This is a genomic window from Enterobacter sp. AG326, from assembly GCF_004362415.1.
GTDB lineage: Bacteria > Pseudomonadota > Gammaproteobacteria > Enterobacterales > Enterobacteriaceae > Enterobacter > Enterobacter asburiae.
Genome location: NZ_SNXG01000001.1, coordinates 642951 through 668545 on the forward strand (window position 1 = coordinate 642951; position 25595 = coordinate 668545).

The window sequence follows — 25595 nt, forward strand, 5'->3', positions numbered from 1 at the left end:
ACATAGTGCTACCCGAAGCGTTTTACGCCTTTATTATTTGTTCCAGGAAGAGAATCGTGTCTCAACTCTGCCCTTGTGGTAGCGCTCTGGAGTATAGCCTATGTTGCCAGCGATATCTGTCTGGCGATCAGGTTGCACCAGACCCGTCACACCTCATGCGTTCACGTTACACTGCTTTTGTGATCAAAGACGCAGACTACCTGATTAAAACCTGGCATCCCTCCTGCCACGCTGACGAACTCAGACAGGACATCGAAGCCGGCTTCGCGAACACGCAGTGGCTCGGCCTTACCGTCTATGAATCCTCAACGGGCAGCCATGTTGATGAAGGTTACGTCAGCTTCGTCGCCCGCTTTACCGAGAATAATAAACCTGGAGCCATTATCGAGCGTTCCCGGTTCTTAAAGGAAAGCGGGCAGTGGTATTATATTGACGGAACGCGCCCACAGTTTGGTCGTAACGATCCCTGCCCGTGTGGTTCAGGTAAAAAATTTAAAAAGTGTTGCGGGCAGTAATGCCTGACAACCCAGACTTCGCAAATACAAACAGGATTTCCCGGCGATGCAATCATTACAACGTAAAGTTCTGCGCACCATCTGTCCCGATCAAAAAGGACTGATCGCACGAATTACCAACATTTGCTACAAACATGAACTGAATATCGTGCAGAACAACGAGTTCGTTGACCACCGTACCGGCCGCTTCTTTATGCGTACCGAACTCGAAGGTATTTTCAACGACACCACCCTGCTTGCCGATCTCGACAGCGCGCTTCCGGAAGGTTCCGTACGCGAGCTGACCCCAGCCGGTCGACGCCGCATTGTGATCCTGGTGACCAAAGAAGCACACTGTCTGGGCGACCTGCTGATGAAAGCAAACTACGGCGGTCTGGACGTGGAAATAGCTGCCGTTATTGGCAACCATGAGACGCTGCGCTCGCTGGTCGAGCGTTTTGATATTCCGTTCGAGCTGGTTAGCCACGAAGGCCATACCCGTGAAGAACACGACGATTTGATGGCCCAGGCCATTGAAGCGCATAACCCGGACTACGTGGTGCTGGCGAAATACATGCGCGTGTTAACGCCCTCCTTCGTGTCGCGTTTCCCGAATAAGATCATCAACATTCACCACTCGTTCCTGCCGGCCTTTATTGGTGCGCGTCCATACCACCAGGCGTACGAGCGCGGGGTGAAGATCATCGGAGCCACCGCGCACTACGTGAATGACAACCTGGACGAAGGTCCAATCATCATGCAGGACGTGATTCACGTGGACCACACCTACACGGCCGAGGACATGATGCGTGCAGGGCGTGACGTTGAGAAGAACGTGCTGAGTCGTGCGCTGTATCAGGTGCTGGCGCAGCGGGTCTTCGTGTACGGCAACAGAACCATCATTCTTTAATCTTTCGGAAAATGAATTGATTAGCTTTGCGCCTTTACGGATAAAAAGCAGGCAAACAGCTTCATTTCCCTAAAGGAATGCTTTACAGGGGCGTCTCATTTGATATGATGCGCCCCGCTTCCAGCAGGAAGCAGGCCAGTTAAAAGCATTACCCCGTGGTGGGGTTCCCGAGCGGCCAAAGGGAGCAGACTGTAAATCTGCCGTCATCGACTTCGAAGGTTCGAATCCTTCCCCCACCACCATCTCTCAGCACGACCTCAAAATTTGAATTACCCCTGGTGGGGTTCCCGAGCGGCCAAAGGGAGCAGACTGTAAATCTGCCGTCATCGACTTCGAAGGTTCGAATCCTTCCCCCACCACCATCACTTTCAAATAACTCCAAATCTTCTGTTCGCACCAGGCATCATGCATTTCCGTAACGGGGAAGGATGAGAAGCTTCGACTAAGGTTCGATTCGAGCGTAGCGAGAAAGCGTTGCCGCAGGCAACGACCCGAAGGGCGAGGCGCAACGCGCCGAGTAATCCTTCCCCCACCACCATTACTTTCAAATAACTCTGAATCTCCTTTTTGCACCAGGCATCATGCATTTCCGTAACGGGGAAGCCTTTGTAGGCCGGGTAAGGCGCAGCCGCCACCCGGCGACAGAAGCCTACATCGGCGGCAAACGGCGCTTCACCGGCGAACTTTTCACAATGGATGTATTGCACTGGGCATGCTCCGCCAGGCCGTCCAGCAGCACATCCAGCTGCTCTATCGATCGCACCACCAGCCTAATCACAAAGCAATCTTCCCCGGTGACTTTGTCACTCTCTATACACTCCGGCATCGCCTGAATGTATTTATCCACCTTATGCAACAGCCCCGGCAAAGGCCGCACGCGCACCAGTGCCTGCAGCGTATACCCCAGCGCCGCCAGATTCACCCGTGCGCCATACCCCTGAATCACACCGCGCTCTTCCAGCCTCTTCAGGCGTTCTGCCGTGCTGGGGGAAGTCAGACCGATGCGTCCGCTGAGCACCTTCAAAGACATGCGCGCATCCTCAACCAGACAGGCTAAAATTTGTCGGTCGATATCATCGAGAAGGTATTCCATCGTTTTCACCTAATTTTAAAAAGCCATCATTGCATTTCACCTTATCTCATCCCTGTAAAACCCGACAGCGATTTTCGACAATAGCGTCATACAATCAGGAGGTGGATGATGCGTGATTTCCATAAAGGCGTCTGGCAAATGAGCCTGGCGATGTTAATTTCCGGCTCAATCGGAGCGTTTGTTTTACTCAGCGGTCTGCCGGTGACGGAGGTGGTGTTCTGGCGCTGTCTTATTGGGGCAATGGCGCTTTTTATTTTTATCCGAATAAGTCAAAAGCCCTTCAGTCCCCTCACCCGCACCACGCTGCTGCTGGCCATTCTCGGCGGCGTGGCATTAGTGGTGAACTGGCAGCTGCTCTTCGCGGCCTATGAGCGGATCTCTATTGGGCTTTCGACCGTAGTCTATAACACCCAGCCGTTTATGCTGGTCCTGATGGGGATGTTTTTAGGTGAACGCGTCAGCCTCGTCAAATGGGGCTGGCTGTTCCTCGCCTTCGGCGGCGTGGTGATCTTGCTCTCCAGCGAGCTGACCGGCGCGCATGGCAGTGAATGGCTCGCCGGAATCGGCCTGGCGATGGCCGCAGCTTTCTTCTATGCGGTCACGGCCATTATTGCCCGCAAGCTCAGATCCGTTGCGCCGCAGCATATTGCCTTTATCCAGGTGCTGACGGGCGTCGTGATGCTTTTACCTTTTGCCAGCATGCCGTCATTTTCCGGTGATTTCCCCTGGCCGACTCTGCTGACGCTGGGCATCGTTCATACCGGCATTATGTACCAGCTGCTATATAGTGCAATTCAGAAGCTGCCTACGCCCATTACCGGCTCCCTGTCGTTTATCTATCCGGTGGTGGCGATCGTTGTCGATAATCTGGTGTTCGGACACTCGCTGAACCTGACGCAGCTGGCGGGCGGCGCGCTTATCCTGTTTGCTGCCGCGGGCAATAACCTGGGCTGGGGCGAAAAAAAACCCCGCGAGTGCGGGGTGAGTGTCAAAACGGTGAATTAGCGACGGGCGCGCACAATCTGGTATTTGCGCGTCAGGTACTCTACCGGCGCGCTCCAGATATGCACCAGACGAGAGAACGGGAACAGCACAAACAGCGTCATCCCCAGCACCAGGTGAACGCGGAAGATAAACGCCACGCCGTCCAGGTGCGCGGAGGCTCCGCCGTGGAAGGTCACCACGGACTGCGCCCAGCCGACCAGCTTCATCATTTCGCTCCCGTCCATATGCTGCGCCGAGAACGGAATGGTCAGCAGGCCCAGCGCGCACTGCACCATCAGCAGGGAGAGGATCAGGATATCCGCTGCGGTCGTGGTCGCACGCACGCGCGGGCTGAACAGACGACGCTTCAGCAGCAGCAGGCCTCCCACCAGGGTCATCACGCCGCAGGCACCGCCGGCGATCATCGCCATTTTCTGCTTCACCTCAATCGGTAGCCACGCTTCATACATCCAGTGCGGCGTCAGCATTCCCAGGAAGTGACCGGCAAAAATCCCCAGAATACCGATGTGGAACAGGTTAGAGCCCACATGCATACCCTTGCGATCCAGCATCTGACTGGAGGCGGCACGCCAGGTGTACTGGCCGTAGTCGTAACGCAGCCAGCTTCCCACCAGGAACACGGTGCCCGCGATATACGGGTAAATGTCAAAGAAGAACATATTCAGGAAGTGCATTAGTGCCGTCCTCCGTTAGAGATATTCAAATATTGCGGGGCAACCGCGCCGGCAAAACGACGCTGGTGAGCGGAGATTTCAGACTCGCCGCAGTTCTGGTCAGCAAAGAATTTCACCTGCTCTTCTTCCCAGACCGCGTCCAGCGCTTGTGGCGTATCATCGCGAGCTTCATCCGCAATTTTCTCCGCCACTTTTTCACTGTCGACCGCTGCGTTGGCCAGCTTCACCAGCAGATCGAACAGCACCACATAGCGGCTCTCCCGCTGCTGAAGACGCGCGCCGAGCAGCGCCAGGATCGGCGCGATGTCCTGCAGACCGCCCAGCGCCTCCTCTTTCGGCAGCTGCGCCAGGTACTCCAGATACAGCGGCAGATGATCCGGCAGCTCGCGGCTGTCGAGCTGCAGGCCGTGCTGTTCGTACTGGGCCATCAGGTCGACCATCGCCTGACCGCGGTCACGGGACTCACCGTGCACGTGTTCAAACAGCAGCAGCGAGGTCGCGCGCCCGCGGTCAAACAGCTGGCTGTAGTCCGCCTGCGCGTCCAGAAGGTCGCGCGCCAGCAGATCGCGGAGGAAAACGCCCAGCGTCTGGGCATCCTCTTTATCCAGGTTTTCAGATGACGCGAGTGCATCAAAGAGTTCCTGCTGATGCTGCGCAAGCGCAGCATCCGGGTACTCGAGCAGACGCGAAACAATGACGAGTTCAATCATTGGTGCGGCTCCGTTTTGCTGGTCACATCCATGGCATCGATGCGGCGGCTGTTGAACAGGTTGAATTTGCTGTCTGACCCGTGGCAACCGTCGCCAAAGGTAAAGCCACAGCCATTTTTTTCCGGGAAGGCTTCGCGGGCCAGCTCGCGGTGGCTGCTCGGCACCACGAAACGGTCTTCGTAGTTGGCAATCGCCAGATAGCGGTACATCTCCTGCGCCTGCGCTTCGGTCAGACCGACCTCTTCCAGCGCGCGGGTATCGGTCACACCGTCTACGGTTTCCGCACGTTTGAAGTGACGCATCGCCAGCATACGCTTAAGCGCGAGCAGAACCGGCTGGGTGTCCCCTGCGGTCAACAGGTTCGCCAGGTACTGAACCGGAATACGCAGGCTTTCCACGTCCGGCAGGATGCCGTTGCTGCCCAGCTCGCCCGCGTCAGCCGCGGACTGAATCGGCGACAGCGGCGGCACGTACCAGACCATCGGCAGGGTGCGGTATTCCGGATGCAGCGGCAGCGCGAGCTTCCAGTCCATTGCCATTTTGTATACCGGTGACTGCTGCGCCGCGTCGATGACGCTCTGCGGCACGCCGTCCTTCAGCGCCTGCTCAATCACCTTCGGATCGTTCGGATCGAGGAAGACGTCCAGCTGACGCTGATACAGATCTTTCTCGTGCTCGGTGCTCGCGGCGTTTTCAATCGCGTCCGCGTCATACAGCAGCACGCCGAGGTAGCGAATACGGCCTACGCAGCTTTCGGAGCAGACGGTCGGCATTCCGGCTTCGATACGCGGGTAGCAGAAAATGCACTTCTCGGATTTACCGCTCTTCCAGTTGAAGTAGATTTTTTTGTACGGGCAGCCGGTGATGCACATACGCCAGCCGCGGCACTTGTCCTGGTCGATCAGCACGATGCCGTCTTCTTCACGCTTGTAGATGGCGCCGCTCGGGCAGGTCGCCACGCACGCCGGGTTGAGGCAGTGCTCGCACAGGCGCGGCAGGTACATCATGAAGGTATTTTCGAACTGGCCGTACATTGCCTTCTGCATGTTCTCGAAGTTCTGGTCTTTGGCGCGTTTCTCGAACTCGCCGCCCAGAATCTCTTCCCAGTTTGGACCGCTGGTAATCTTATCCATGCGCTGACCGGTGATCAGCGAGCGAGGACGGGCGATCGGCTGGTGCTTGCTTTCCGGCGCGTTGTGCAGGTTCTGGTAGTCGTAGTCGAACGGCTCGTAGTAATCGTCGATGCCCGGCAGGTGCGGGTTAGCGAAGATTTTACCCAGCAGCATCGCGCGGTTACCCATGCGCGGCTGCAGCTTGCCGTTGATTTTACGGATCCAGCCGCCCTTCCACTTCTCCTGGTTTTCCCAGTCGGTCGGGAAGCCGGTGCCCGGCTTGCTTTCCACGTTGTTGAACCAGGCGTATTCCATACCTTCGCGGCTGGTCCAGACGTTTTTACAGGTGACCGAGCAGGTATGACAGCCGATGCATTTATCCAGATTCAGCACCATGCCGACTTGTGAACGAATTTTCATTTTACGCTCTCCTGTACCTGGTCATTACCTTCGCCGTCTAACCAGTTAATATTCTTCATCTTACGTACCACCACGAACTCATCGCGGTTCGATCCTACGGTGCCGTAGTAGTTAAAGCCGTAGGCCAGCTGCGCATAGCCACCGATCATGTGGGTCGGCTTCGGCGTAATGCGGGTCACGGAGTTGTGGATCCCGCCGCGCTGCTCGGTAATTTCTGACCCCGGCAGGTTAACGATACGTTCCTGCGCGTGGTACATCATGGTCATCCCGGCCGGTACGCGCTGGCTCACCACCGCACGCGCCGTCAGGGCACCGTTGCTGTTGAACACTTCGATCCAGTCGTTATCTTCAATACCCAGATCTTTGGCGTCCGTTTCGCTCATCCAGACAATCGGACCGCCGCGCGACAGGGTCAGCATCAGCAGGTTGTCGCTGTAGGTTGAGTGAATACCCCACTTCTGGTGAGGCGTCAGGAAGTTCAGCGCCTTCTCTGGGTTACCGTTCGATTTCGCGCCCATCACCGCTTTCACGGAGCGGGTGTCGATTGGCGGACGGTAGACCAGCAGGCTTTCACCGAAGTCGCGCATCCACTGATGATCCTGATAAAGCGACTGGCGGCCTGACAGGGTGCGCCATGGGATCAGCTCGTGAACGTTGGTGTAGCCCGCGTTATAAGACACGTGCTCATCTTCCAGGCCTGACCAGATCGGGCTGGAGATAATCTTGCGCGGCTGCGCCTGAATATCGCGGAAGCGGATTTTCTCTTCCTCTTTATTCGTCGCCAGGTGCGTATGGTCGCGGCCGGTGAACTCGCTCAGTGCCGCCCAGGCTTTCACGGCAACGTGGCCGTTGGTTTCCGGGGCCAGGGTCAGGATCATCTCTGCCGCATCAATCGCCGTGTTCAGCATTGGCTGGCCTTTCGCCGGGCCGTCCGCCTTGGTGTAGTTGAGCTTGCGCAGCAGATCCATTTCGCTCTGGGTATTCCAGGCGATCCCCTTCCCGCCGTTACCGATTTTCTCCATCAGCGGGCCGATAGAGGTAAAGCGCTCGTAGGTTGCCGGATAGTCGCGTTCAACCGGAATAATGTGCGGCGCGGTTACGCCCGGGATCAGGTCGCATTCGCCTTTTTTCCAGTCCTTCACGTCCAGCGGCTGCGCCAGTTCGGCGGCGGAGTCGTGCTGGATTGGCAGCGTCACCACGTCGGTCTCTTTGCCGAGGTGCCCTACACAGACTTCGGAGAATTTCTTCGCGATGTCCTTGTAGATATCCCAGTCGCTTTTCGATTCCCACGCCGGGTCAACGGCCGCAGACAGCGGATGAATAAACGGATGCATATCCGAGGTATTCATGTCGTCTTTTTCGTACCAGGTCGCGGTTGGCAGCACGATGTCGGAGTACAGGCAGGTGCTGGACAGACGGAAGTCGAGCGTCACCACCAGATCCAGCTTGCCGTCGAGACCGTTGTCTTTCCACTCCACCTCTTCCGGCTTCACGCCGCCCTGCTTGCCGAGATCTTTCCCCTGGATACCGTTTTCGGTACCGAGCAGGTATTTCAGCATGTACTCGTGGCCTTTACCGGACGAGCCCAGCAGGTTGGAGCGCCAGATGAACAGGTTACGCGGGTGGTTTTTACCGTTTTCCGGCTGCTCTGCCGCGAAGCGGATAGAGCCATCCTTCAGGGATTTCACGGTGTAATCCACCGGTGACATGCCCGCCTGCTTCGCCGCTTCCGCGATGCGCAGCGGATTAGTGCCCAGCTGCGGCGCCGACGGCAGCCAGCCCATGCGTTCAGCACGCACGTTGAAGTCGATCAGGTGGCCGCTGTAGCGGGATTTATCCGCCATCGGCGACAGCAGCTCCTGCGCGGTGACCGTTTCGTAGCGCCACTGGCTGGAGTGGTTATAGAAGTACGAGGTGCTGTTCATGTGGCGTGCCGGACGCTGCCAGTCGAGGGCAAACGCCAGCGGCTGCCAGCCGGTCTGCGGACGCAGTTTTTCCTGGCCCACATAGTGCGCCCAGCCGCCGCCGCTCTGACCAACGCAGCCGCAGAAGATCAGCATGTTGATCAGACCGCGATAGTTCATATCGAGGTGATACCAGTGGTTCAGACCCGCACCGACGATGATCATCGAACGGCCGTGCGTTTTGTCCGCGTTCTCTGCGAACTCACGTGCGATACGGGTAATATGCGCGCGAGGAACGCCGGTGATCTGCTCCGCCCAGGCCGGGGTGTAGGCCTTCACGTCGTCATAGCCGGTTGCGCAGTTTTCATCGCCCAGACCGCGCTCCAGACCATAGTTCGCCATGGTCAGGTCATAAACGGTGGTGACCAGCGCGGTAGAGCCGTCGGCCAGCTGCAGGCGTTTAACCGGCAGTTTGTGCATCAGAACGTTTTTCAGTTCAACCTTGTTGAAGTGCTCTGAACCTTCACCGCCGAAGTACGGGAACCCGACCTCGGCGATCTCGTCCTGGCTGCCCAGCATGCTCAGGCGCAGCTCCGTTTCTTCGCCGGTGGTGCCGTTGCGTTGCTCAAGGTTCCACTTGCCCTTCTCGCCCCAGCGGAAGCCGATAGAGCCGTTTGGCGCCACCAGCTCGCCGTTGCTGTTATACGCAACGGTTTTCCACTCAGGGTTATTTTCCTGGCCCAGCGAATCCACCAGATCGGCGGCGCGCAGCGTGCGGCCAGCAGCATAGTAGCCCTCACGCTCTTCCAGCATGACCAGCATCGGCATGTCGGTGTAGCGGCGAACGTAGTCGGTGAAGTACTGGCTTGGCTTATCAAGATGGAATTCACGCAGCATGACGTGGCCCATCGCCATCGCCATCGCGGCGTCGGTACCCTGTTTCGGCGCCAGCCACAGATCGCAAAGCTTGGCGATTTCCGCGTAGTCAGGGGTCACCGCCACGGTTTTGGTGCCTTTGTAACGGACTTCGGTAAAGAAGTGCGCGTCCGGCGTACGCGTCTGAGGAACGTTAGAGCCCCAGGCGATGATGTAGCTGGAGTTATACCAGTCCGCAGATTCCGGCACGTCGGTCTGCTCGCCCCAGGTCTGCGGAGACGCAGGCGGCAGGTCGCAATACCAGTCGTAGAAGCTCAGGCAGGTACCGCCGATCAGCGACAGATAGCGCGCCCCGGAGGCGTAAGAGACCATCGACATCGCCGGAATTGGCGAGAAGCCCGCCACGCGGTCAGGACCGTAGGTTTTGACGGTGTAGACGTTGGAGGCGGCAATCAGCTCGTTCACTTCTTTCCATGAGGAGCGAACGAAACCACCGCGACCGCGAGCCTGCTTGAAGCTTTTTGCTTTGTCCGCATCTTCGATGATGGAAGCCCAGGCATCCACCGGATCGCTGTGCTGCACTTTCGCTTCACGCCACATTTTCATCAGGCGCTTGCGCATCAGAGGGTATTTCAGACGGTTAGCGCTGTAGAGATACCAGGAGTAGCTGGCACCGCGCGGGCAGCCGCGCGGTTCGTGGTTTGGCATATCCGGGCGGGTGCGCGGATAGTCGGTCTGCTGCATTTCCCAGGTCACCAGACCGTTTTTAACGAAAATCTTCCAGCTACATGAACCGGTACAGTTCACGCCGTGGGTCGAACGGACGACTTTGTCATGCTGCCAGCGCTGACGGTAACCGTCTTCCCAGTCCCGGTTGGTATCCAGAACCTGGCCGTGCCCATCGGCAAAAGTTTCACCCTTCTGTTTGAAGTAGCGAAACCGGTCCAAAAATTTGCTCATCGGGTATCTCCTGTGTGGAGCCTGTGGCTCTCTAAATCGACATTGCTGATTTGCAGCGAAGGTAACGCCCTGAAAGAGGGGGAGAATTGATAACGATCAAGACGAGGAGGGACTTTCAGGTGAGGGGTTATCCCAAATACCACCAAAGCGGTATATCATGAAAATTAATATATATATGAAATATATGACTATTTTTATTTTATCGTACAAAAAGTCAGTCAAAATTTAACATCTCAGGTATTAAGGGGTAGACCCACCTGCAGAGCGATGGCGGTCACAGTGTCACCGCAGGCGTCCGCCGTAAAAGCCGAAAGTATGTTGTAACTATTATTCAGGCTAAAAAAAACGCGGCCCGAAGGCCGCGTAAACGGATAATCACACTTACTTATTTTTCTTGGTATTACGGCCATATACCAGCCACGTAATCACTACGCAGGCGATATAGAAGACGAGGAAGACTTTCATGGCACCGGCCGGAGAGCCGGTCAGGTCCAGAGAGATACCGAACGCTTTCGGGATAAAGAAGCCGCCAATCGCGCCGATGGCAGAGATAAAGCCCAGCGCCGCAGCCGTATCCGTCGCCGCTTCGCGCATGGCCTGCTCTTCTGTGCCGCCCTGCGCCTTCACGCGATCCATCGTCAGCTTACGGAAGATCACGGAGATCATCTGGAACGTGGAGGCACTTCCCAGCCCGGCCGTCAGGAACAGCACCATAAACACGCCGAAGAAGGCAATAAAGTTACCGCCCTGTCCATCGACGGGCAGAGTGAGGAACAGCAGCGCGCAGAAGACCGCCATCACGACGAAGTTAACCAGCGTCACGCGGGTGCCGCCGAGACGGTCAGAGACCATGCCGCCCAGAGAACGCGCCAGGGCACCGATAAACGGTCCGAAGAAGGCAAAATGCAGGATCTGAATCTCCGGGAACTGCGTTTTCGACAGCATCGCGAAGCCCGCGGAGAAGCCGATAAACGAACCGAAGGTGGCCAGATACAGCAGCGCCATCACCCAGAGGTGTCCACGCTTCAGCACCGGCAGCTGTTCGCTCAGCGACGCCTTTGACGCGGACAGGTCATTCATAAAGAACCAGGCTGCCAGAGTGAAGACCACCAGGAAAGGTACCCAGATCCAGGCTGCGTTTTGCAGATAGAGGGAAGAACCATCCGCCTGCTCAACGCCACCGCCGCCAAAGGCCGCAAAAATGGAGACCGAGATCGCCAGCGGGGCAATGAGCTGCATCACGCTGACGCCCATATTCCCCAGACCGCCGTTAATGCCCAGCGCGCCGCCCTGCTTCGCTTTCGGGAAGAAGAAGCTGATATTCGCCATGCTGGAGGCGAAGTTCGCGCCCGCAAAACCGCACAGCAGGGAGATAATCACGAACACGCTAAACGGCGTAGAGGTATCCTGCACCGCGAAGCCGAGCCAGACGCAGGGGACGATCATGATGCCCGTGCTGAACGCCGTCCAGCGACGTCCGCCAAACACCGGCACCATAAACGCGTAAGGCACACGCAGCAGCGCGCCTGACAGCGACGGCAAAGCGGTCAGCATGAACAGCTGATCGGTCGTAAACGTAAACCCAACTTTCGGCAGATTGACCGCCACCGCGCTAAACAACATCCATACGCAAAACGCTAATAACAAACACGGCACGGAAATCCATAGATTCCGGCTTGCTACACGATGGCCGCGCTGTTGCCAGAACGCCGGATCCTCTGGACGCCAGTCTGTAATAACGGCACCATTTTCCCTTTCGGGAGCGGATGAGTGACTCATAGACACCTCTGATTCTCGAATGATGCTGCAAACATTAGGGTTTTAGGGCGGCGGTAAGTTGATATAAATCAAAGGAAAAGTGGGAGGTTTTACGGCGCAAAATAAGGTCTCACCCTTAGTGAGTAGGCTAATTCGGTAAAAAAGACGTGGTTTTTCACGGCACTGACGGTTCCAGACTACCCCCACCTCCTTCCCTCTACTCCGTTGGCAATTTAGGGGTAATCCTTTATTGGTATGGGTATACTCCAGGGTATGCACCAGAATAGCGCCATTCCTGCAAGCAGGCCACGTCAGGAGCACGCCACCTCTATGTTAAAAAGATGTTTATCTCCGCTGACGCTCGTGAATCAGCTAGCCCTTATCGTTTTGCTGTCCACCGCCATCGGCGTGACCGGCATGGCGATCTCCGGCTGGCTGGTACAGGGCGTACAGGGTAATGCGCATGCCATCAACGAGGCAGGCTCGCTACGCATGCAGAGTTATCGCCTGCTGGCGTCGGTTCCCCTGACGCAGGACGATCGGCCCCTGATTGATGAAATGGAGCGCACGGTCTTCAGCCCCGAACTGGAAAACGCCGCCATCCGCGCCGGTCAACAGTCCCAGCTTAATGCCCTTCAGGGCTACTGGCACGCCCAGCTGGAGCCCGGGCTGAAACAGGCGCGCAGCACCGAAACCGTTGCGCAGGACGTGGCGGGGTTCGTCTCACGCATCGATGCGCTGGTCTCCTCTTTTGACCAAACTACCGAACTCCGCATCGACCGGGTGGTGATGGTGCACCGCGCCATGGCGCTGTTTATGGGGCTGCTGCTCATCTTCACCATCGTCTGGCTCCGCGCGCGGCTGCTGAACCCGTGGAAACAGCTGCTGTCAATGGCCCGCGCGGTCACCGCGCGCGATTTTACCCAGCGCACGCACATCAGCGGGCGCAACGAGATGGCCATGCTCGGCCAGGCGCTCAACACCATGTCGGCAGAGCTCTCCGAGAGCTACGCGGTGCTGGAACAGCGCGTTCAGGAAAAAACGGCCGGACTGGAGCAGAAAAACGAGATCCTCTCCTTCCTGTGGCAGGCCAACCGCCGTCTGCACATGCAGGTGCCGCTATGCGAACGCCTCTCTCCGGTGCTGAACGGTCTGCAAAATCTGACCATGCTTCACGACCTTGAGCTGCGCGTCTACGACGTGGAAGACGAAGATAACCATCAGGAATTTACCTGCCAGTCCGATATGTCCTGCGATGACAAAGGCTGCCATCTTTGCCCTCGCGGCCTGCCGCCATTGACGTCCGGCGGCACCACGCTGAAGTGGCGCCTGACCGACAGCCACACCCAGTACGGTATTCTGCTGGCAACGCTGCCAGCCGGGCGTCACCTGAGCCACGACCAGCAGCAGCTGGTTGATACGCTGGTCGAACAGCTCACGGCCACGCTGGCGCTCGACAGGCATCAGGAAAAGCAGCAGCAGCTGATCGTCATGGAAGAGCGCGCGACCATCGCCCGCGAGCTTCACGACTCGATCGCCCAGTCGCTCTCCTGTATGAAAATGCAGGTGAGCTGCCTGCAGATGCAGGATGCTGAGATGCCCGAAAGCAACAAGCAGCTGCTCAGCCAGATCCGCAACGAGCTGAACACCTCCTGGATACAGCTTCGCGAGCTGCTGACCACCTTCCGTCTGCAGCTGACCGAGCCTGGCCTGCGCCCGGCGCTGGAGGCCAGCTGTCACGAATTTAGCGCCCGGCTGGGGTTCCCGGTGAAGCTGGACTACCAGCTGCCGCCGCGGTTTGTTCCCTCCCACCAGGCCATACATGTACTGCAGATCGCCCGTGAAGCGCTGAGCAACGTGCTTAAACATTCCGGCGCGACGGCGGTAACGGTCACCGTCAGCCAGCACAACAATCAGGTGAAGCTCACGGTTCACGACAACGGCCGCGGCGTGCCGGAAAATGCCGAACGCACTAACCACTATGGTTTAATTATTATGCGAGACCGCGCCCAAAGCCTGCGCGGTGATTGCCAGGTTCGCCGGAGAAAGACGGGCGGCACGGAAGTTGTCGTCACCTTTATTCCCGAGAAACCGCTTACAACTGCTCAAGGAGAAACCCATGACTAATCAGGAACCGGCATCCATCCTGTTGATCGACGACCATCCGATGCTGCGTACTGGCGTGAAACAGCTGGTCAGCATGGCACCCGATATCACCGTGGTTGGCGAAGCCAGCAACGGTGAACAGGGCATTGAGCTTGCCGAATCCCTCGATCCCGACCTGATCCTGCTCGATCTGAATATGCCCGGCATGAACGGTCTGGAAACCCTCGACAAGCTGCGGGAAAAATCGCTTTCCGGGCGCATCGTTGTCTTTAGCGTGTCAAACCATGAAGAGGATGTGGTCACGGCGCTGAAGCGCGGGGCGGATGGTTATCTGCTCAAAGATATGGAGCCGGAAGACTTGCTTAAGGCGCTGCAGCAGGCCGCGGCGGGCGAGATGGTTCTCAGCGAAGCCTTAACGCCGGTGCTGGCCGCCAGCCTGCGCGCCAATCGCGCCACCTCTGACCGCGACGTCAGCCAGTTAACCCCGCGCGAGCGCGATATTCTCAAACTCATTGCCCAGGGGCTGCCTAACAAGATGATCGCCCGCCGCCTGGACATCACCGAAAGCACGGTTAAAGTGCACGTGAAGCATATGCTGAAGAAAATGAAGCTAAAATCCCGCGTTGAAGCCGCGGTGTGGGTGCATCAGGAGCGCATTTTTTAAGGATTACTCCTCCGGCAGAAGCTTCCAGCGCGGGTCGTTGTCCGGTAATACGACCAGCGGCTGCACGACGGTCAGCACGATCTCATTGGACGAGACGCGCTGGCCTTTCTCATCTTCCACCACCGCCGACAGGTGCCAGCGGTTTGTTGCCCCTTCACGGTCATCCCAGGCAGGCATAATCACGCTCCAGCCGTCGCTGCTGTTGCTTTTGGCCGGCGACGTCAGGCTCAGCGCCTGCGTATCCCCCTGCCAGTGGATCTGACGAATGCCGTTCGCGCTGCGAACCTGAAGCTTCAGCATAACGGTCTCGCCCCCTTTCAAATCCCACGGCGGCGTTGCCAGCCAGACGGACAGCGTTTTACGCTGGCGGAACTCCATCACCGGCAGGCTATTGCGCTCCGGCGAGTCATAGCGGCTTCCGCGCAGGGAGCGCGTGGCGGCGACTTCACCGGCGGAAAGCTGCTTCACCAGCGGCACGCCAAAGCGATAGTTGAGCTTCAGTCCAAGATTATTCTGGCTCTCGCCGCTTTCGCCCTGCTTGTGCGCGGCGGTCAGGGTGACCAGCGGAACGGGGGTATAGTTAAGCCCAAGATTCACCGCCACCGGATTGTGATAGCCCGTTCCGCTGTTGAAAAGGTCGACGTTATCGCCAAAGTATTGCTCGAAGCTGACGCTGGTATTGAGATGATGGAACCACGGCAGCCAGGCTTTAGCGGTGACGTCATATCCGCGCGCCATACGCTGCTCCTGGACGTCGGAGCGATCGCGCCAGCCGGCAAAGGGCTGATAATAGTTGGCCGACAGGCGCAGATTTTCACCCCACGCTTCCGCGCCCAGCCCGGCACGCTGCAGGTTTTCATCCAGTAGGTTATCGTAAAAGGTGTTGTAACCCAGGAGCCATTTCCCGGCGACCCAGCGCTGACCGATTCCTGCGTTACTGACCAGGCCATCCGTCTGCTGGGTAAGGCCAAGCTGGCTCCAGCTCAGATAACGGTTGTTATCGTTCCAGGGGATAAACCAGCTCCCGCTACTGCCGTTAAATTTGCCATCGTTATCTACCAGCAAGTTCACGCTGGCGTTCCCCCAGGGCGAAAGCCAGGACTCAATCTGCTGGTTCACTTCGCCGCTCACCGCGTCGCGCACCTGGCCAAACGCAAACTGCCGCGCCTGCTCGCCCGTTGTCAGACCGTTGTCGGTCATGCTGGCTTCACCAAACGCTTTCGCCATTTCGGCCAGGTGCTTCTCCCCCTCGCCCGTTGGCGCCGCCATGCCGAGGTCGGGCAAACTGTCCCCATTATTATCAAAGGGATTTTGCGCCTGATGCATAAAGGAATTCGACGCACCGTGAACGGCTCCGGCCGTAAGAAGGGGGAGTAATAACAGCAAACGAATGCGGGACGATACAGCCATCAACGTCGGGATTAGCGCCTGAGTTTTGTAGAAGACCCTCTTACCTTAACGTCATTAGGAAAGAATTGCAGCCTTACAGGACATTTCAGGAATATCCTGAAGTTTATTGTCGGCTGCAAGCAGCGTAAACTCGGTAAACCCTATATTAATCGTGCCTTTATAAGAACAGGAGTCAACATGCAGAAGATTGTGATCGTCGCCAACGGTGCGGCTTACGGCAGCGAATCCCTTTTCAACAGCCTGCGCCTGGCGATTGCGCTGCGTGAAAAAGAGAGCGACCTGGCGTTACGACTCTTTTTAATGTCGGACGCGGTCACCGCGGGGTTGAAAGGTCAAAAACCGGCAGAGGGCTATAACATTCAGCAGATGCTGGAGATCCTCACCGCGCAAAACGTGCCGGTGAAGCTGTGCAAGACCTGCACCGACGGTCGCGGCATTACCGGTCTGCCGCTGATTGATGGCGTAGAGATTGGTACGCTGGTTGAGCTGGCCGAGTGGACGCTGTCCGCCGATAAAGTATTAACTTTTTAATAATAAACCCGTAAAAATATTATTTTCTTATGGACGCGGTTTCAGCATCAAGTTTACCTGCGGGGTTGCCGATAGGCATGGAAACAACACAGCAGGTATTTCACTTATGTTCAGATCGATTCGTGCACGCATCATCGTGGCGACGGCAGGCTGTCTGGTCGTCGCCCTTCTCCTTAACACCGTTATCAACTTCCAGGTCACGCGCCAGGATAACCAGCAGTCCCAGCGCGATATCCTGACCAGCACCAGCGCCAGCCATAACATGGCGATTGCCGACTGGGTAAAAAGCAAGATGACGGTGATCGCCTCCGCGCAGACCGTTGCGCTGAATGACGACCCGCTTCCGGTGTTTAAACAGCTTGCGCAGGCGGGTGGATTCACCAACGTCTATGTTGGCTACGCCAGCAAAACGGCGAAATTCTCTGAACCGGCGGGTGTCCCGGCGGACTATGACCCGACTATTCGCCCGTGGTATCAGCAGGTAGTCAGCACGGACGGTCCGGTTGTCACCGCGCCCTACGTTGACGCGGGGACCGGTAAACTGGTGGTGACCTTCGCCGTGCCGGTAAAAGAAAATGGCACCCTTAAAGCGGTGGTGGCGGGCGATGTGGCGATGGACAGCGTGGTGGCTAACGTGCGCGGGATCCATCCAACTCCGGCCAGCAGCGGGTTGCTTCTGAACAGTGACGGCAGCGTGATTGCCGCTAACGATCCTGCCCTCACGCTGAAACCCTTTGCTGAGACGATCAAAGGCATTGATTTTGCTGCGCTGAAAAGCGGTACGCCGGTGGACGGAACGCTGAACGACGCTGAAAAAACCTTCGTGGCGACAGCCGTACCGGGCACTAACTGGCTGTTAGTCGTCGCGCTCGACAGCGGTGACGCCACCTCCGGCATGCGTTCCCTGCTCAAAGCATCGGCGATTTCGCTGGTGATCCTGGCACTCCTGAGCGCGGCCATTGTTCACTTCCTGATTGCCCGCCTGCTGAAGCGTCTGTCCGACATTCGCGACGCGATGCACAACATTGCCAACGGGACTAACGATCTGTCCCAGCGCCTGCCGGACAGCGGCGAGGATGAGGTCGCGCAGATTGCCCAGGCCTTTAACGCCTTCAGCGATAAGCTGTCGGTGGTGATGGTGCAGCTCCGGGATGCCAGTGAATCGGTGAAAAACGCGGCGCAGGAGATTGCCGCGGGTAACCAGGATCTTTCCGGACGTACCGAGCAGGCGGCATCCAGCCTGCGCGAGACGGCCAGCGCAGTAGAGCAGATCACCGCCTCCGTGACGCAGTCGAATGAATCGGCGGCAGAAGCGAACGACCAGGCGAGCAAGGCCTCAGCGGCCGCGGCGCGCGGCGGCGAGGTGGTATCGCAGGCGATCAGCACCATGCAGTCCATTGAAGTCGCGTCGGCAAAAATTGGCGATATCACCAGCGTGATTGACGGCATTGCTTTCCAGACCAACATTCTGGCGCTGAACGCCTCCGTCGAGGCGGCGCGAGCGGGTGAGCAGGGGCGTGGGTTTGCGGTCGTAGCAGGCGAAGTGCGTAACCTGGCGAGCCGCAGCGCTCAGGCGGCGAAAGAGATCAAATCCCTGATTGATTCCACCACCGACAGCGTGGCAACCGGCTCCCGCTACGTGCATCTGGCAGGGGAAAGCATGGATGAGATCCGCTCCAGCATCGGCAGCGTCTCCGGCATTATGCGCGAAATCTCCATCGCCACCAGCGAGCAGATGAAAGGGATTCATGAGATCAACCACGCGGTGACCCATCTCGACCGTATGGTGCAGCAGAACGCCGAGCTGGTGGTGGAATCCGCCGCCGCCGCGGGTGCCCTGCAGAGCCAGGCGGGCGACCTTGCTGAAACAGCCGGTCATTTCCGCATTTAATCTTCTTCCGGCGCGCGTTTAGCGGGTAAAACGCGCGCAAGCGTAAATTTTGAGGAATTTTGTCATTTTTGTTTAATCGTTATGCCATTTTTTGATCAAAATCAGCATCCCACCCCCTCCCCTTTGGTGTTATGCCATGAGTGAATTGTGAACAACATCACGCTCGGATATGGCAGCAGGGAGAGCGTTGTTTAAGACTACGGGGTAAAAAATGGCACTGGTAAAAACAAGTTTGAAACTGTTTGGCGGGGATACGGTAGTGGTGCGTTGCTCGGAACGCTGTCGTATTCATCTGATGAGTTCGAAAGCACAAAAACAGTCCCAGGCGGATATTCTCACCGTACAGGACGATAAGGCCTGGCTTACCGTACCGTATACCGGCACGTGGGATGTACTGATCGATAGCCACAGCCAGTCGCTGGAGCATTCCGTCAGCTACGTGGCAGCATAAGTTTAAACGCCCGGCAAGCCGGGCGTATTGTCAGGCAAAACCCGGTCGCAGCGTGCCGTTGAGCGGGTTCCCTTCCAGCAGCGCCTTTACCTTCACCACCAGCTCATTCAGACAGTCGTCCTTCATGCCGAGGCGGGTTAGCTCCTGGTCGAGGGAGAACAGATACTGCGCGTTGGTGCCCAGCGGCCCGCTCGCGGCGGCAATCAACGGGGCAATCACCTGCGTTCGGGTATCCGCTTCATACAGCGGATGGCGCGGGTCCATAATAAACACCAGCGCATTGACGGTACGACCGTCGTCCAGTTCCAGCTTGCACCAGCTCGGCATATAGCAGCCGGTGATCATCTCGCGCTTCCAGAGCAGCGTGAGCTCCTCCTCCAGCGTGGCATCCGGAAGGCGATACGCCACGCCCGTGGTGCGCCCGCCCTCTTTCAGTGCAAGCATGCGCCCCGGCTGGCACGCGCTGCCGCGTCCGGCCGTCAGGCGCAGGCAAAATGCGCGATGCCAGCCAGGCAGCGTTCCCGTTGCCGATTCGACAAATTCCAGAGCCGGGTTCCACATCAGGGAGCCGTAGCCAAAAATCCATACCGGGCCATCATCCGGGCGGCAGGCAAGCGTGGCAGCGAGAGACGCCGCACGTTGTTCAGCTGACCAGAGAAGCGATTCCTCAATAGCACCAAATGCCGTCTTACAATCTGCCTTCATTAAGAAATCACGCGTTAACACTTTCCACCTCCGCCACTGCATGCTTCCTTGCGACATCTGTAATTCGCCTTCCCGGCATTATGTGCTGGTCATTTTGCCAGCAGTTAAATAACGATAAGCAATTAGCGGACCAGTTGCAATACAACGGAAGTTCAACCGCCTGAAAAGTCAAAATGAAGGCAGCGAATTATTTCACGGCTATTTCTTTTTATGCCATTTATCGTCGTCTCCTTTCTTATATTCATGTTTTACGGCGGCCCAGGCGACTTTGTGCGCCGTCTCTTCACGGCTGGCATCATCCCGGCGATCGTCCTTATCTTTGTACTGATCCCAGGCGCTGTTAAACGCCTCTTTGTAGATATCCTGCGCGTGAGCGGGCAGCACGTTTTGCACGTTATCGGGTAATTCGCGTTTCGCTTTATAGGGCATCACTAACCTCTCTTTTGGTTAAAGAGATAAGTGTGGACGACGATACGCCATGGTGCCACCCGGCAATAATTTATGAGTACATTATTTTTTTAATTAGCTGTTATTTAATGAGTATTCAATAAAAACATCGCATTATAGACATTAAGAATAAAAATAATGACAAAGGGTAAAATTAAGTAAAAATTAAAGGGTATTTAACAGAGATCTGTTAATTTAATGACCTCAAAAATCTATCTATAATTACAAGCACCTGCATTGATGGAGAAGCACATGACAGCAACACACGAGGCGGTAAAGACCCGCCACAAGGAGACGTCACTCATTTTCCCGGTTCTGGCACTGGCTGTGCTGCTCTTCTGGGGAAGCAGTCAGTCACTGCCAGTGGTGGTTGGTATCAATATTCTTGCCCTGGTCGGCATCTTAACCAGCGCATTTAGCGTTGTTCGCCATGCGGACGTCCTGGCCCACCGTTTGGGCGAGCCGTACGGATCGTTAATTCTCAGCCTTTCCGTTGTTATTCTCGAAGTCAGCCTGATTTCCGCCCTTATGGCGACCGGCGATGCCGCGCCGACGCTGATGCGCGACACGCTTTACTCGATCATTATGATAGTGACGGGCGGCCTGGTGGGCTTCTCTCTTCTGCTGGGCGGGCGCAAATTTGCGACCCAGTATATGAACCTGTTCGGCATTAAACAGTATTTGATCGCCCTCTTCCCGCTGGCGATTATCGTGCTGGTCTTCCCGATGGCGCTGCCGGGCGCGAATTTTTCTACCGGGCAGGCGCTGCTGGTCGCACTGATTTCCGCCGCCATGTACGGCGTGTTCCTGCTGATTCAGACCAAAACGCACCAGAGCCTGTTTGTGTACGAGCATGAAGATGACGGCGACGATGATGACCCGCACCACGGCAAACCGTCGGCCCACAGCAGCGCGTGGCATACGGTTTGGCTGATCGTGCATCTGATTGCGGTGATTGCCGTCACCAAGATGAACGCTAACCCGCTGGAGACGCTGTTAACCGAGCTGAACGCGCCGGTGGCGTTTACCGGCTTCCTGGTGGCGCTGCTGATCCTTTCGCCGGAAGGGCTGGGCGCGCTGAAAGCGGTGTTGAATAATCAGGTGCAGCGCGCAATGAACCTGTTCTTCGGCTCCGTACTGGCGACGATTTCACTCACCGTCCCGGTGGTGACGCTGATTGCCTTTATGACGGGTAACGAACTGCAGTTTGCGCTGGGCGCGCCGGAGATGATTGTGATGGTCGCCTCGTTGCTGCTGTGCCAGATTTCGTTCTCAACCGGGCGTACCAACGTGCTGAACGGCGCGGCGCATATGGCGTTGTTTATTGCGTATCTGATGACGATATTTGCGTAATTTTATGCGGCGCGGGCTGATGCCTCGCCCTAACCCTCTCCCACAGGGAGAGGGAGAACAAAAAACCCGCCGAAGCGGGTTTTTTTATTAGTTGCTGGTATCCAGCTCGTCGAAGCTTTTCACCAGATCGTCAATCGCTTTGATCTGCTTCAGGAACGGCTCCAGCTTGTCCAGCGGCAGCGCAGATGGGCCGTCGCATTTCGCGTTAGCCGGATCCGGGTGCGCTTCAATGAACAGGCCGGCCAGACCGGTCGCCATACCGGCGCGCGCCAGCTCGGTCACCTGGGCACGACGGCCACCGGACGCGGCACCGAACGGGTCGCGGCACTGCAGTGCGTGGGTCACGTCGAAAATCACCGGAGACTGACCGGAGACATTTTTCATTACGCTGAAGCCCAGCATATCCACAACCAGGTTGTCGTAGCCGAAGTTTGCGCCACGGTCGCACAGGATCACCTTGTCGTTTCCGCCTTCGATGAACTTATCGACGATGTTGCCCATCTGGCCCGGACTGACGAACTGTGGTTTTTTCACGTTAATCACGGCGCCGGTTTTCGCCATCGCTGCAACCAGGTCGGTCTGGCGAGCCAGGAACGCCGGAAGCTGAATCACGTCCACCACGTCTGCCACCGGCTGCGCCTGTGAGGCTTCATGCACGTCGGTGATCACTTTCACGCCAAAGGTCTGCTTCAGCTCCTGGAAAATTTTCATTCCCTCTTCCAGGCCCGGGCCACGGTAAGAGTTGATGGAGGAGCGGTTGGCTTTGTCAAAAGAGGCCTTAAACACGTACGGGATGCCCAGCTTCTGGGTCACGGTCACGTAGTGTTCGCAGATACGCATGGCGAGATCGCGGGATTCCAGCACGTTCATGCCGCCAAACAGTACGAACGGCAGGTCGTTTGCTACCTTGATATCACCAATGCTAACCACTTTTTGTTTCATAGGATCGCCTTATTCAGGTGTGAATCGGAATTAAGATTAATGCAGTGTAATTTGTTTGTGCGAGATCGCGTTGATCTGCGCACGAATCATTTCGCTAATGGGGTCTTCCGGACACTGCTCGACGAAATAGTTCAAATCATTCAGCGCCACGTGCTCACAGTCGAGCTGGGCATAGATCAGCCCGCGATCGCGAATTTCGTACGGATCTTCCGGGTTGAACTGCAGCAGCACTTCGCTGGCGCGCAACGCCAGCTCCATCTGACGCTCTTCCATTAACGCAGACTTCAGCGTATCCAGCAGCTTGCGGATCACTTCTGCGTTATCCGCCTCGTCGAGATCTTCGTTGAAGAGTTCGGCCACCGGGCTGATATTACCTTTCAGCCACACGTCCAGCGTATGTTCATCCAGCGTGTCGCCGTTGAAGGGATTAATGAGCCACATTTCGCCGTCCAGCCACTCTGCACGCAGGATCATCTGCGTCGGGAAAATGACCGGGACCAGCGGAATATCCAGACGGTGCGCGACCCACAGCAAAATAGAGCCCAGCGCCACGGCGCTGCCCTGACGATTTTTTAAGACCTGGTCCAGCCATAACGCGTCAGACAGGCGATACACGCCCCGCGTGTCGCAGAAACCCCATTCGCCGTAGAAAAGCTCCAGCAGCTTCTCTAATTGCCAGTCTTGCGGGCGAGCCTGATTAATCTCTTCACGCGCCAGGCTGACCAGATTCTCCAGCTCATCGTAGACAAACTGCGACGTAAAATCGTCGCGAATCATCTCAGAAATCAGGATCATGCCATCGCAAAGCGGCACTTTATTAAATTCGAAATCGGCTAAGGACCTCATGACTTACCCCAGTAACGGTATTCTTGTGGTGGCGAGTTTAATGATGATGTACAGCACCACCAGACCCAGCAGAAAGGCGATAAACCCGACCTGCTGGCTGCGCGGACGACGACGCCCAAGCGCGATAAAACCCAAAACGATGTAGATGATAACGCCAAACAGCTTTTCAGTCAGCCATGCACCTTTATCAGTAAATGGCAGATAGCCGGTCTTCCACATGAGCCCGGCACCGGAAAGGAGCAATAGCGTGTCGATGCAGTGCGGTGCGATACGCACCCAGCGGGCATCCATCAGCGGATTGTTGCTGTAGCGCCACCAGTAACGGACGATGAAAAAGCTGACGGTCAGCGCAACGGAAATGAGGTGGACGGTAATGAGCACGTTAAACAGGCTCATAGCCACTGCCCCAGCGTCAGGCGTTCGTTGCCGCCGTAGTCGCGGCAGGTTTCGACAGCGCCGTAGCCTGCTTGCGTAAACAGTGCCCGCACGGCTTCTCCCTGCGTCCAGCCATGCTCCACGAGCAGCCAGCCGCCGGGAAGCAAATGTTTTCGTGACGTTGTCACAATGTGATCGAGATCGGCTAATCCCGCGTTGGCGGCCACGAGCGCCGTCAGCGGTTCGAAGCGCACGTCTCCCTGCGCAAGGTGCGGGTCATGTTCGTCGATGTAGGGAGGATTGCTGACAACCATCGCAAATGAGCGATTCTCCAGCGCCTCAAACCAGCTGCTTTGCAGAACCGTCACGTTGCTGAGCCCGAGACGTTCCACGTTACGCTGCGCCAGCGCCACCGCATCGGGCATTACATCCACCGCCGTCGCCGTGCAGTCGGGCCGCTCGGTGGCCAGCGCCAGCGCGATAGCCCCGGTCCCGGTACCGAGATCGAGAATGCTGCAGGCCGCCGCCGGTAAACGCGCCAGCGCCTGCTCCACAAGACACTCGGTGTCCGGACGCGGGATCAGCGTCGCCGCCGAGACGTACAGCGGTAACGACCAGAACTCGCGCTCACCGACAAGGTGCGCCACCGGCTCGCCGGTTTTACGGCGGGCAAGCAGCGCGGCGAGCTGCGCTTCCTGTTCCGCGGTCAGTTCGGTTTCGCCAAAAGCCAGCAGATACGTGCGGGCTTTACCCGTCACATGCTCAAGCAAAATTTCGGCGTCGCGTTTCGGGCTTTCGCTTTCTGAAAGCTCACCGGCCGCCTCACGTAACCAGCGCTGAAAATCCATTATTCCTGCTCGGACAGCGCCGCCAGCTGGTCGGCCTGGTATTCCTGCACGATAGGCTCAATCAGCATATCCAGCTTCCCTTCCATCACCTCGTCCAGACGGTACAGCGTCAGGTTGATGCGGTGGTCGGTTACGCGCCCCTGCGGGAAGTTATAGGTGCGGTTACGGTCGCTGCGATCGCCGCTGCCCAGCAGGTTACGGCGCGTAGACGCTTCCGCCTGCTGGCGTTTCGCCATTTCGGCTGCGTGGATACGCGCGCCCAGCACGGACAACGCTTTGGCTTTGTTTTTGTGCTGTGAACGCTCGTCCTGGCATTCGACGACGATGCCGGTCGGCAGGTGGGTAATACGGATGGCGGAATCGGTGGTGTTAACGTGCTGACCGCCCGCGCCAGAGGAGCGGAACGTATCAATACGCAGGTCCGCCGGATTGATATCCGGCAGTTCAGCTTCCGGCAGCTCCGGCATCACCGCAACCGTACAGGCGGAGGTGTGAATGCGGCCCTGAGATTCGGTGGCCGGCACGCGCTGCACGCGGTGACCGCCGGATTCAAACTTGAGACGACCGTACACGCCGTCGCCGCTGATCTTGGCGATAACCTCTTTGTAGCCACCATGTTCGCCTTCGTTGGCGCTCATGATCTCCACGCGCCAGCGACGCGATTCAGCATAGCGGCTGTACATGCGGAACAGATCCCCGGCAAACAGCGCCGCTTCGTCACCGCCGGTACCGGCGCGCACTTCCACAAACGCGTTACGCTCGTCGTCCGGATCTTTCGGCAGCAGAAGCACCTGAAGCTGCTGCTCCATCTCTTCAGAACGCGCTTTCGCATCCTGCAACTCTTCCTGCGCCATCTCGCGCATTTCAGGATCGTCGAGCATCATCTGCGCGGTTTCGATATCTTCCTGAACCTGTCGCCAGTCGGTAAAGCATTTAGAAACATCACTTAACTGCGCGTATTCACGCGAGAGCGCGCGAAAACGTTCCTGGTCTGCGATGGTCCCGGCATCCCCGAGCAGCGCCTGTACTTCTTCATGGCGCTCGTGCAGAGCTTCCAGTTTAGCGACGATAGAAGGCTTCATAGGCGTAAGTGCACCTTGTCTTAGAAAA

At 57.2% G+C, this 25595-nt stretch carries 23 protein-coding genes, 2 tRNA genes and 1 other RNA gene; 12 read left to right on the plus strand and 14 right to left on the minus strand.

Features of this window, described 5'->3' with window-relative positions; genetic code table 11:
• Positions 1 to 56 precede the first annotated feature (56 nt).
• From DFO52_RS03050 to DFO52_RS03070, 5 genes are all read left to right on the plus strand, one after another.
• The gene (locus DFO52_RS03050; RefSeq protein WP_133549274.1) at positions 57 to 515 is read left to right on the plus strand and encodes a YchJ family protein; all 459 of its coding nucleotides are present in this window, start codon (positions 57 to 59) and stop codon (positions 513 to 515) included.
• Between the two features lie 46 nt (positions 516 to 561).
• On the plus strand, positions 562 to 1404 hold the full coding sequence (gene purU, locus DFO52_RS03055) for a formyltetrahydrofolate deformylase (protein ID WP_133549276.1): 843 nt from the start codon (positions 562 to 564) through the stop codon (positions 1402 to 1404).
• 157 nt (positions 1405 to 1561) lie between these two features.
• A tRNA-Tyr gene (locus tag DFO52_RS03060) sits at positions 1562 to 1646 on the plus strand.
• A gap of 35 nt (positions 1647 to 1681) precedes the next feature.
• Positions 1682 to 1766: transfer RNA gene (locus DFO52_RS03065), tRNA-Tyr, on the plus strand.
• Positions 1767 to 1811: 45 nt separating this feature from the next.
• Positions 1812 to 1942: non-coding RNA, RtT sRNA (locus tag DFO52_RS03070), on the plus strand.
• A gap of 111 nt (positions 1943 to 2053) precedes the next feature.
• On the opposite strand, the gene DFO52_RS03075 is transcribed toward DFO52_RS03070, so the two are convergent.
• Positions 2054 to 2497 carry an Lrp/AsnC family transcriptional regulator gene (locus tag DFO52_RS03075; RefSeq protein WP_029740417.1) on the minus strand — a complete coding sequence of 148 codons (444 nt, stop codon included), beginning with the start codon at positions 2495 to 2497 and terminating at the stop codon, positions 2054 to 2056.
• Positions 2498 to 2605: 108 nt separating this feature from the next.
• Between DFO52_RS03075 and DFO52_RS03080 the strand changes: the two genes are divergently transcribed.
• Positions 2606 to 3502, plus strand: a complete 897-nt coding sequence (locus DFO52_RS03080) for a DMT family transporter (protein ID WP_133549845.1) — start codon at positions 2606 to 2608, stop codon at positions 3500 to 3502.
• On the opposite strand, the gene narI is transcribed toward DFO52_RS03080, so the two are convergent.
• The 5 genes from narI to DFO52_RS03105 all read right to left on the minus strand — a co-directional run bounded on the left by narI (position 3499) and on the right by DFO52_RS03105 (position 11937).
• On the minus strand, positions 3499 to 4176 hold the full coding sequence (gene narI, locus DFO52_RS03085; RefSeq protein WP_023312107.1) for a respiratory nitrate reductase subunit gamma: 678 nt from the start codon (positions 4174 to 4176) through the stop codon (positions 3499 to 3501). The genes DFO52_RS03080 and narI overlap by 4 nt on opposite strands.
• Positions 4176 to 4886, minus strand: a complete 711-nt coding sequence (gene narJ, locus DFO52_RS03090) for a nitrate reductase molybdenum cofactor assembly chaperone (RefSeq protein WP_047647518.1) — start codon at positions 4884 to 4886, stop codon at positions 4176 to 4178. The genes narI and narJ overlap by 1 nt, the downstream gene beginning before the upstream one ends.
• On the minus strand, positions 4883 to 6418 hold the full coding sequence (narH, locus tag DFO52_RS03095) for a nitrate reductase subunit beta (protein ID WP_023312109.1): 1536 nt from the start codon (positions 6416 to 6418) through the stop codon (positions 4883 to 4885). Before narH ends, narJ begins: the two co-directional genes overlap by 4 nt.
• Positions 6415 to 10158, minus strand: a complete 3744-nt coding sequence (locus DFO52_RS03100) for a nitrate reductase subunit alpha (protein WP_133549278.1) — start codon at positions 10156 to 10158, stop codon at positions 6415 to 6417. Before DFO52_RS03100 ends, narH begins: the two co-directional genes overlap by 4 nt.
• A 381-nt stretch (positions 10159 to 10539) precedes the next feature.
• Positions 10540 to 11937, minus strand: a complete 1398-nt coding sequence (locus DFO52_RS03105) for a NarK family nitrate/nitrite MFS transporter (protein ID WP_047647516.1) — start codon at positions 11935 to 11937, stop codon at positions 10540 to 10542.
• A gap of 309 nt (positions 11938 to 12246) precedes the next feature.
• On the opposite strand from DFO52_RS03105, the gene narX reads away from it, so the two are divergent.
• Positions 12247 to 14043 (plus strand): nitrate/nitrite two-component system sensor histidine kinase NarX, encoded by a 1797-nt coding sequence (gene narX, locus DFO52_RS03110; RefSeq protein WP_047647515.1) that lies wholly within the window; start codon positions 12247 to 12249, stop codon positions 14041 to 14043.
• Positions 14036 to 14686, plus strand: coding sequence for a two-component system response regulator NarL (narL, locus tag DFO52_RS03115; protein WP_008499531.1), 651 nt, complete (start codon positions 14036 to 14038; stop codon positions 14684 to 14686). The genes narX and narL overlap by 8 nt, the downstream gene beginning before the upstream one ends.
• A 3-nt stretch (positions 14687 to 14689) precedes the next feature.
• On the opposite strand, the gene DFO52_RS03120 is transcribed toward narL, so the two are convergent.
• Positions 14690 to 16096, minus strand: a complete 1407-nt coding sequence (locus DFO52_RS03120; RefSeq protein ID WP_133549280.1) for a YchO/YchP family invasin — start codon at positions 16094 to 16096, stop codon at positions 14690 to 14692.
• 177 nt (positions 16097 to 16273) lie between these two features.
• Here DFO52_RS03120 and DFO52_RS03125 point away from each other — a divergent pair, with 177 nt between their 5' ends.
• The 3 genes from DFO52_RS03125 (at position 16274) to DFO52_RS03135 (ending at position 18969) form a co-directional block, all read left to right on the plus strand.
• Positions 16274 to 16627 carry a DsrE/DsrF/TusD sulfur relay family protein gene (locus DFO52_RS03125; protein ID WP_008499522.1) on the plus strand — a complete coding sequence of 118 codons (354 nt, stop codon included), beginning with the start codon at positions 16274 to 16276 and terminating at the stop codon, positions 16625 to 16627.
• A 106-nt stretch (positions 16628 to 16733) separates the two neighbouring features.
• Complete coding sequence (locus DFO52_RS03130; protein ID WP_133549282.1) at positions 16734 to 18518, plus strand: methyl-accepting chemotaxis protein; 1785 nt, start codon at positions 16734 to 16736, stop codon at positions 18516 to 18518.
• 211 nt (positions 18519 to 18729) lie between these two features.
• Positions 18730 to 18969: a DUF1883 domain-containing protein gene (locus DFO52_RS03135; protein ID WP_010432930.1), complete on the plus strand. Its 240-nt coding sequence runs from the start codon at positions 18730 to 18732 to the stop codon at positions 18967 to 18969.
• 30 nt (positions 18970 to 18999) lie between these two features.
• On the opposite strand, the gene DFO52_RS03140 is transcribed toward DFO52_RS03135, so the two are convergent.
• Together DFO52_RS03140 and chaB are read right to left on the minus strand one after the other, a co-directional pair.
• Positions 19000 to 19695, minus strand: a complete 696-nt coding sequence (locus DFO52_RS03140; RefSeq protein WP_023344362.1) for a gamma-glutamylcyclotransferase — start codon at positions 19693 to 19695, stop codon at positions 19000 to 19002.
• Positions 19696 to 19872: 177 nt separating this feature from the next.
• Positions 19873 to 20103, minus strand: coding sequence for a putative cation transport regulator ChaB (chaB, locus tag DFO52_RS03145; RefSeq protein ID WP_133549847.1), 231 nt, complete (start codon positions 20101 to 20103; stop codon positions 19873 to 19875).
• A 270-nt stretch (positions 20104 to 20373) separates the two neighbouring features.
• Between chaB and chaA the strand changes: the two genes are divergently transcribed.
• The gene (gene chaA, locus DFO52_RS03150; protein WP_023312122.1) at positions 20374 to 21474 is read left to right on the plus strand and encodes a sodium-potassium/proton antiporter ChaA; all 1101 of its coding nucleotides are present in this window, start codon (positions 20374 to 20376) and stop codon (positions 21472 to 21474) included.
• A gap of 87 nt (positions 21475 to 21561) precedes the next feature.
• Here chaA and kdsA read toward each other — a convergent pair whose 3' ends face one another.
• The 5 genes from kdsA to prfA are packed head-to-tail and all read right to left on the minus strand — an operon-like array spanning position 21562 to position 25567.
• Positions 21562 to 22416: a 3-deoxy-8-phosphooctulonate synthase gene (gene kdsA / locus DFO52_RS03155; RefSeq protein WP_029741601.1), complete on the minus strand. Its 855-nt coding sequence runs from the start codon at positions 22414 to 22416 to the stop codon at positions 21562 to 21564.
• A gap of 36 nt (positions 22417 to 22452) precedes the next feature.
• Complete coding sequence (sirB1, locus tag DFO52_RS03160) at positions 22453 to 23262, minus strand: invasion regulator SirB1 (protein ID WP_023312124.1); 810 nt, start codon at positions 23260 to 23262, stop codon at positions 22453 to 22455.
• A gap of 3 nt (positions 23263 to 23265) precedes the next feature.
• On the minus strand, positions 23266 to 23658 hold the full coding sequence (gene sirB2 / locus DFO52_RS03165; protein WP_133549284.1) for an invasion regulator SirB2: 393 nt from the start codon (positions 23656 to 23658) through the stop codon (positions 23266 to 23268).
• A complete protein-coding gene (gene prmC, locus DFO52_RS03170; RefSeq protein ID WP_133549286.1) occupies positions 23655 to 24485 on the minus strand; it encodes a peptide chain release factor N(5)-glutamine methyltransferase in 831 nt (276 codons plus the stop codon). Before prmC ends, sirB2 begins: the two co-directional genes overlap by 4 nt.
• Positions 24485 to 25567, minus strand: a complete 1083-nt coding sequence (gene prfA, locus DFO52_RS03175; RefSeq protein WP_021240360.1) for a peptide chain release factor 1 — start codon at positions 25565 to 25567, stop codon at positions 24485 to 24487. The genes prmC and prfA overlap by 1 nt, the downstream gene beginning before the upstream one ends.
• Positions 25568 to 25595 lie beyond the last annotated feature (28 nt).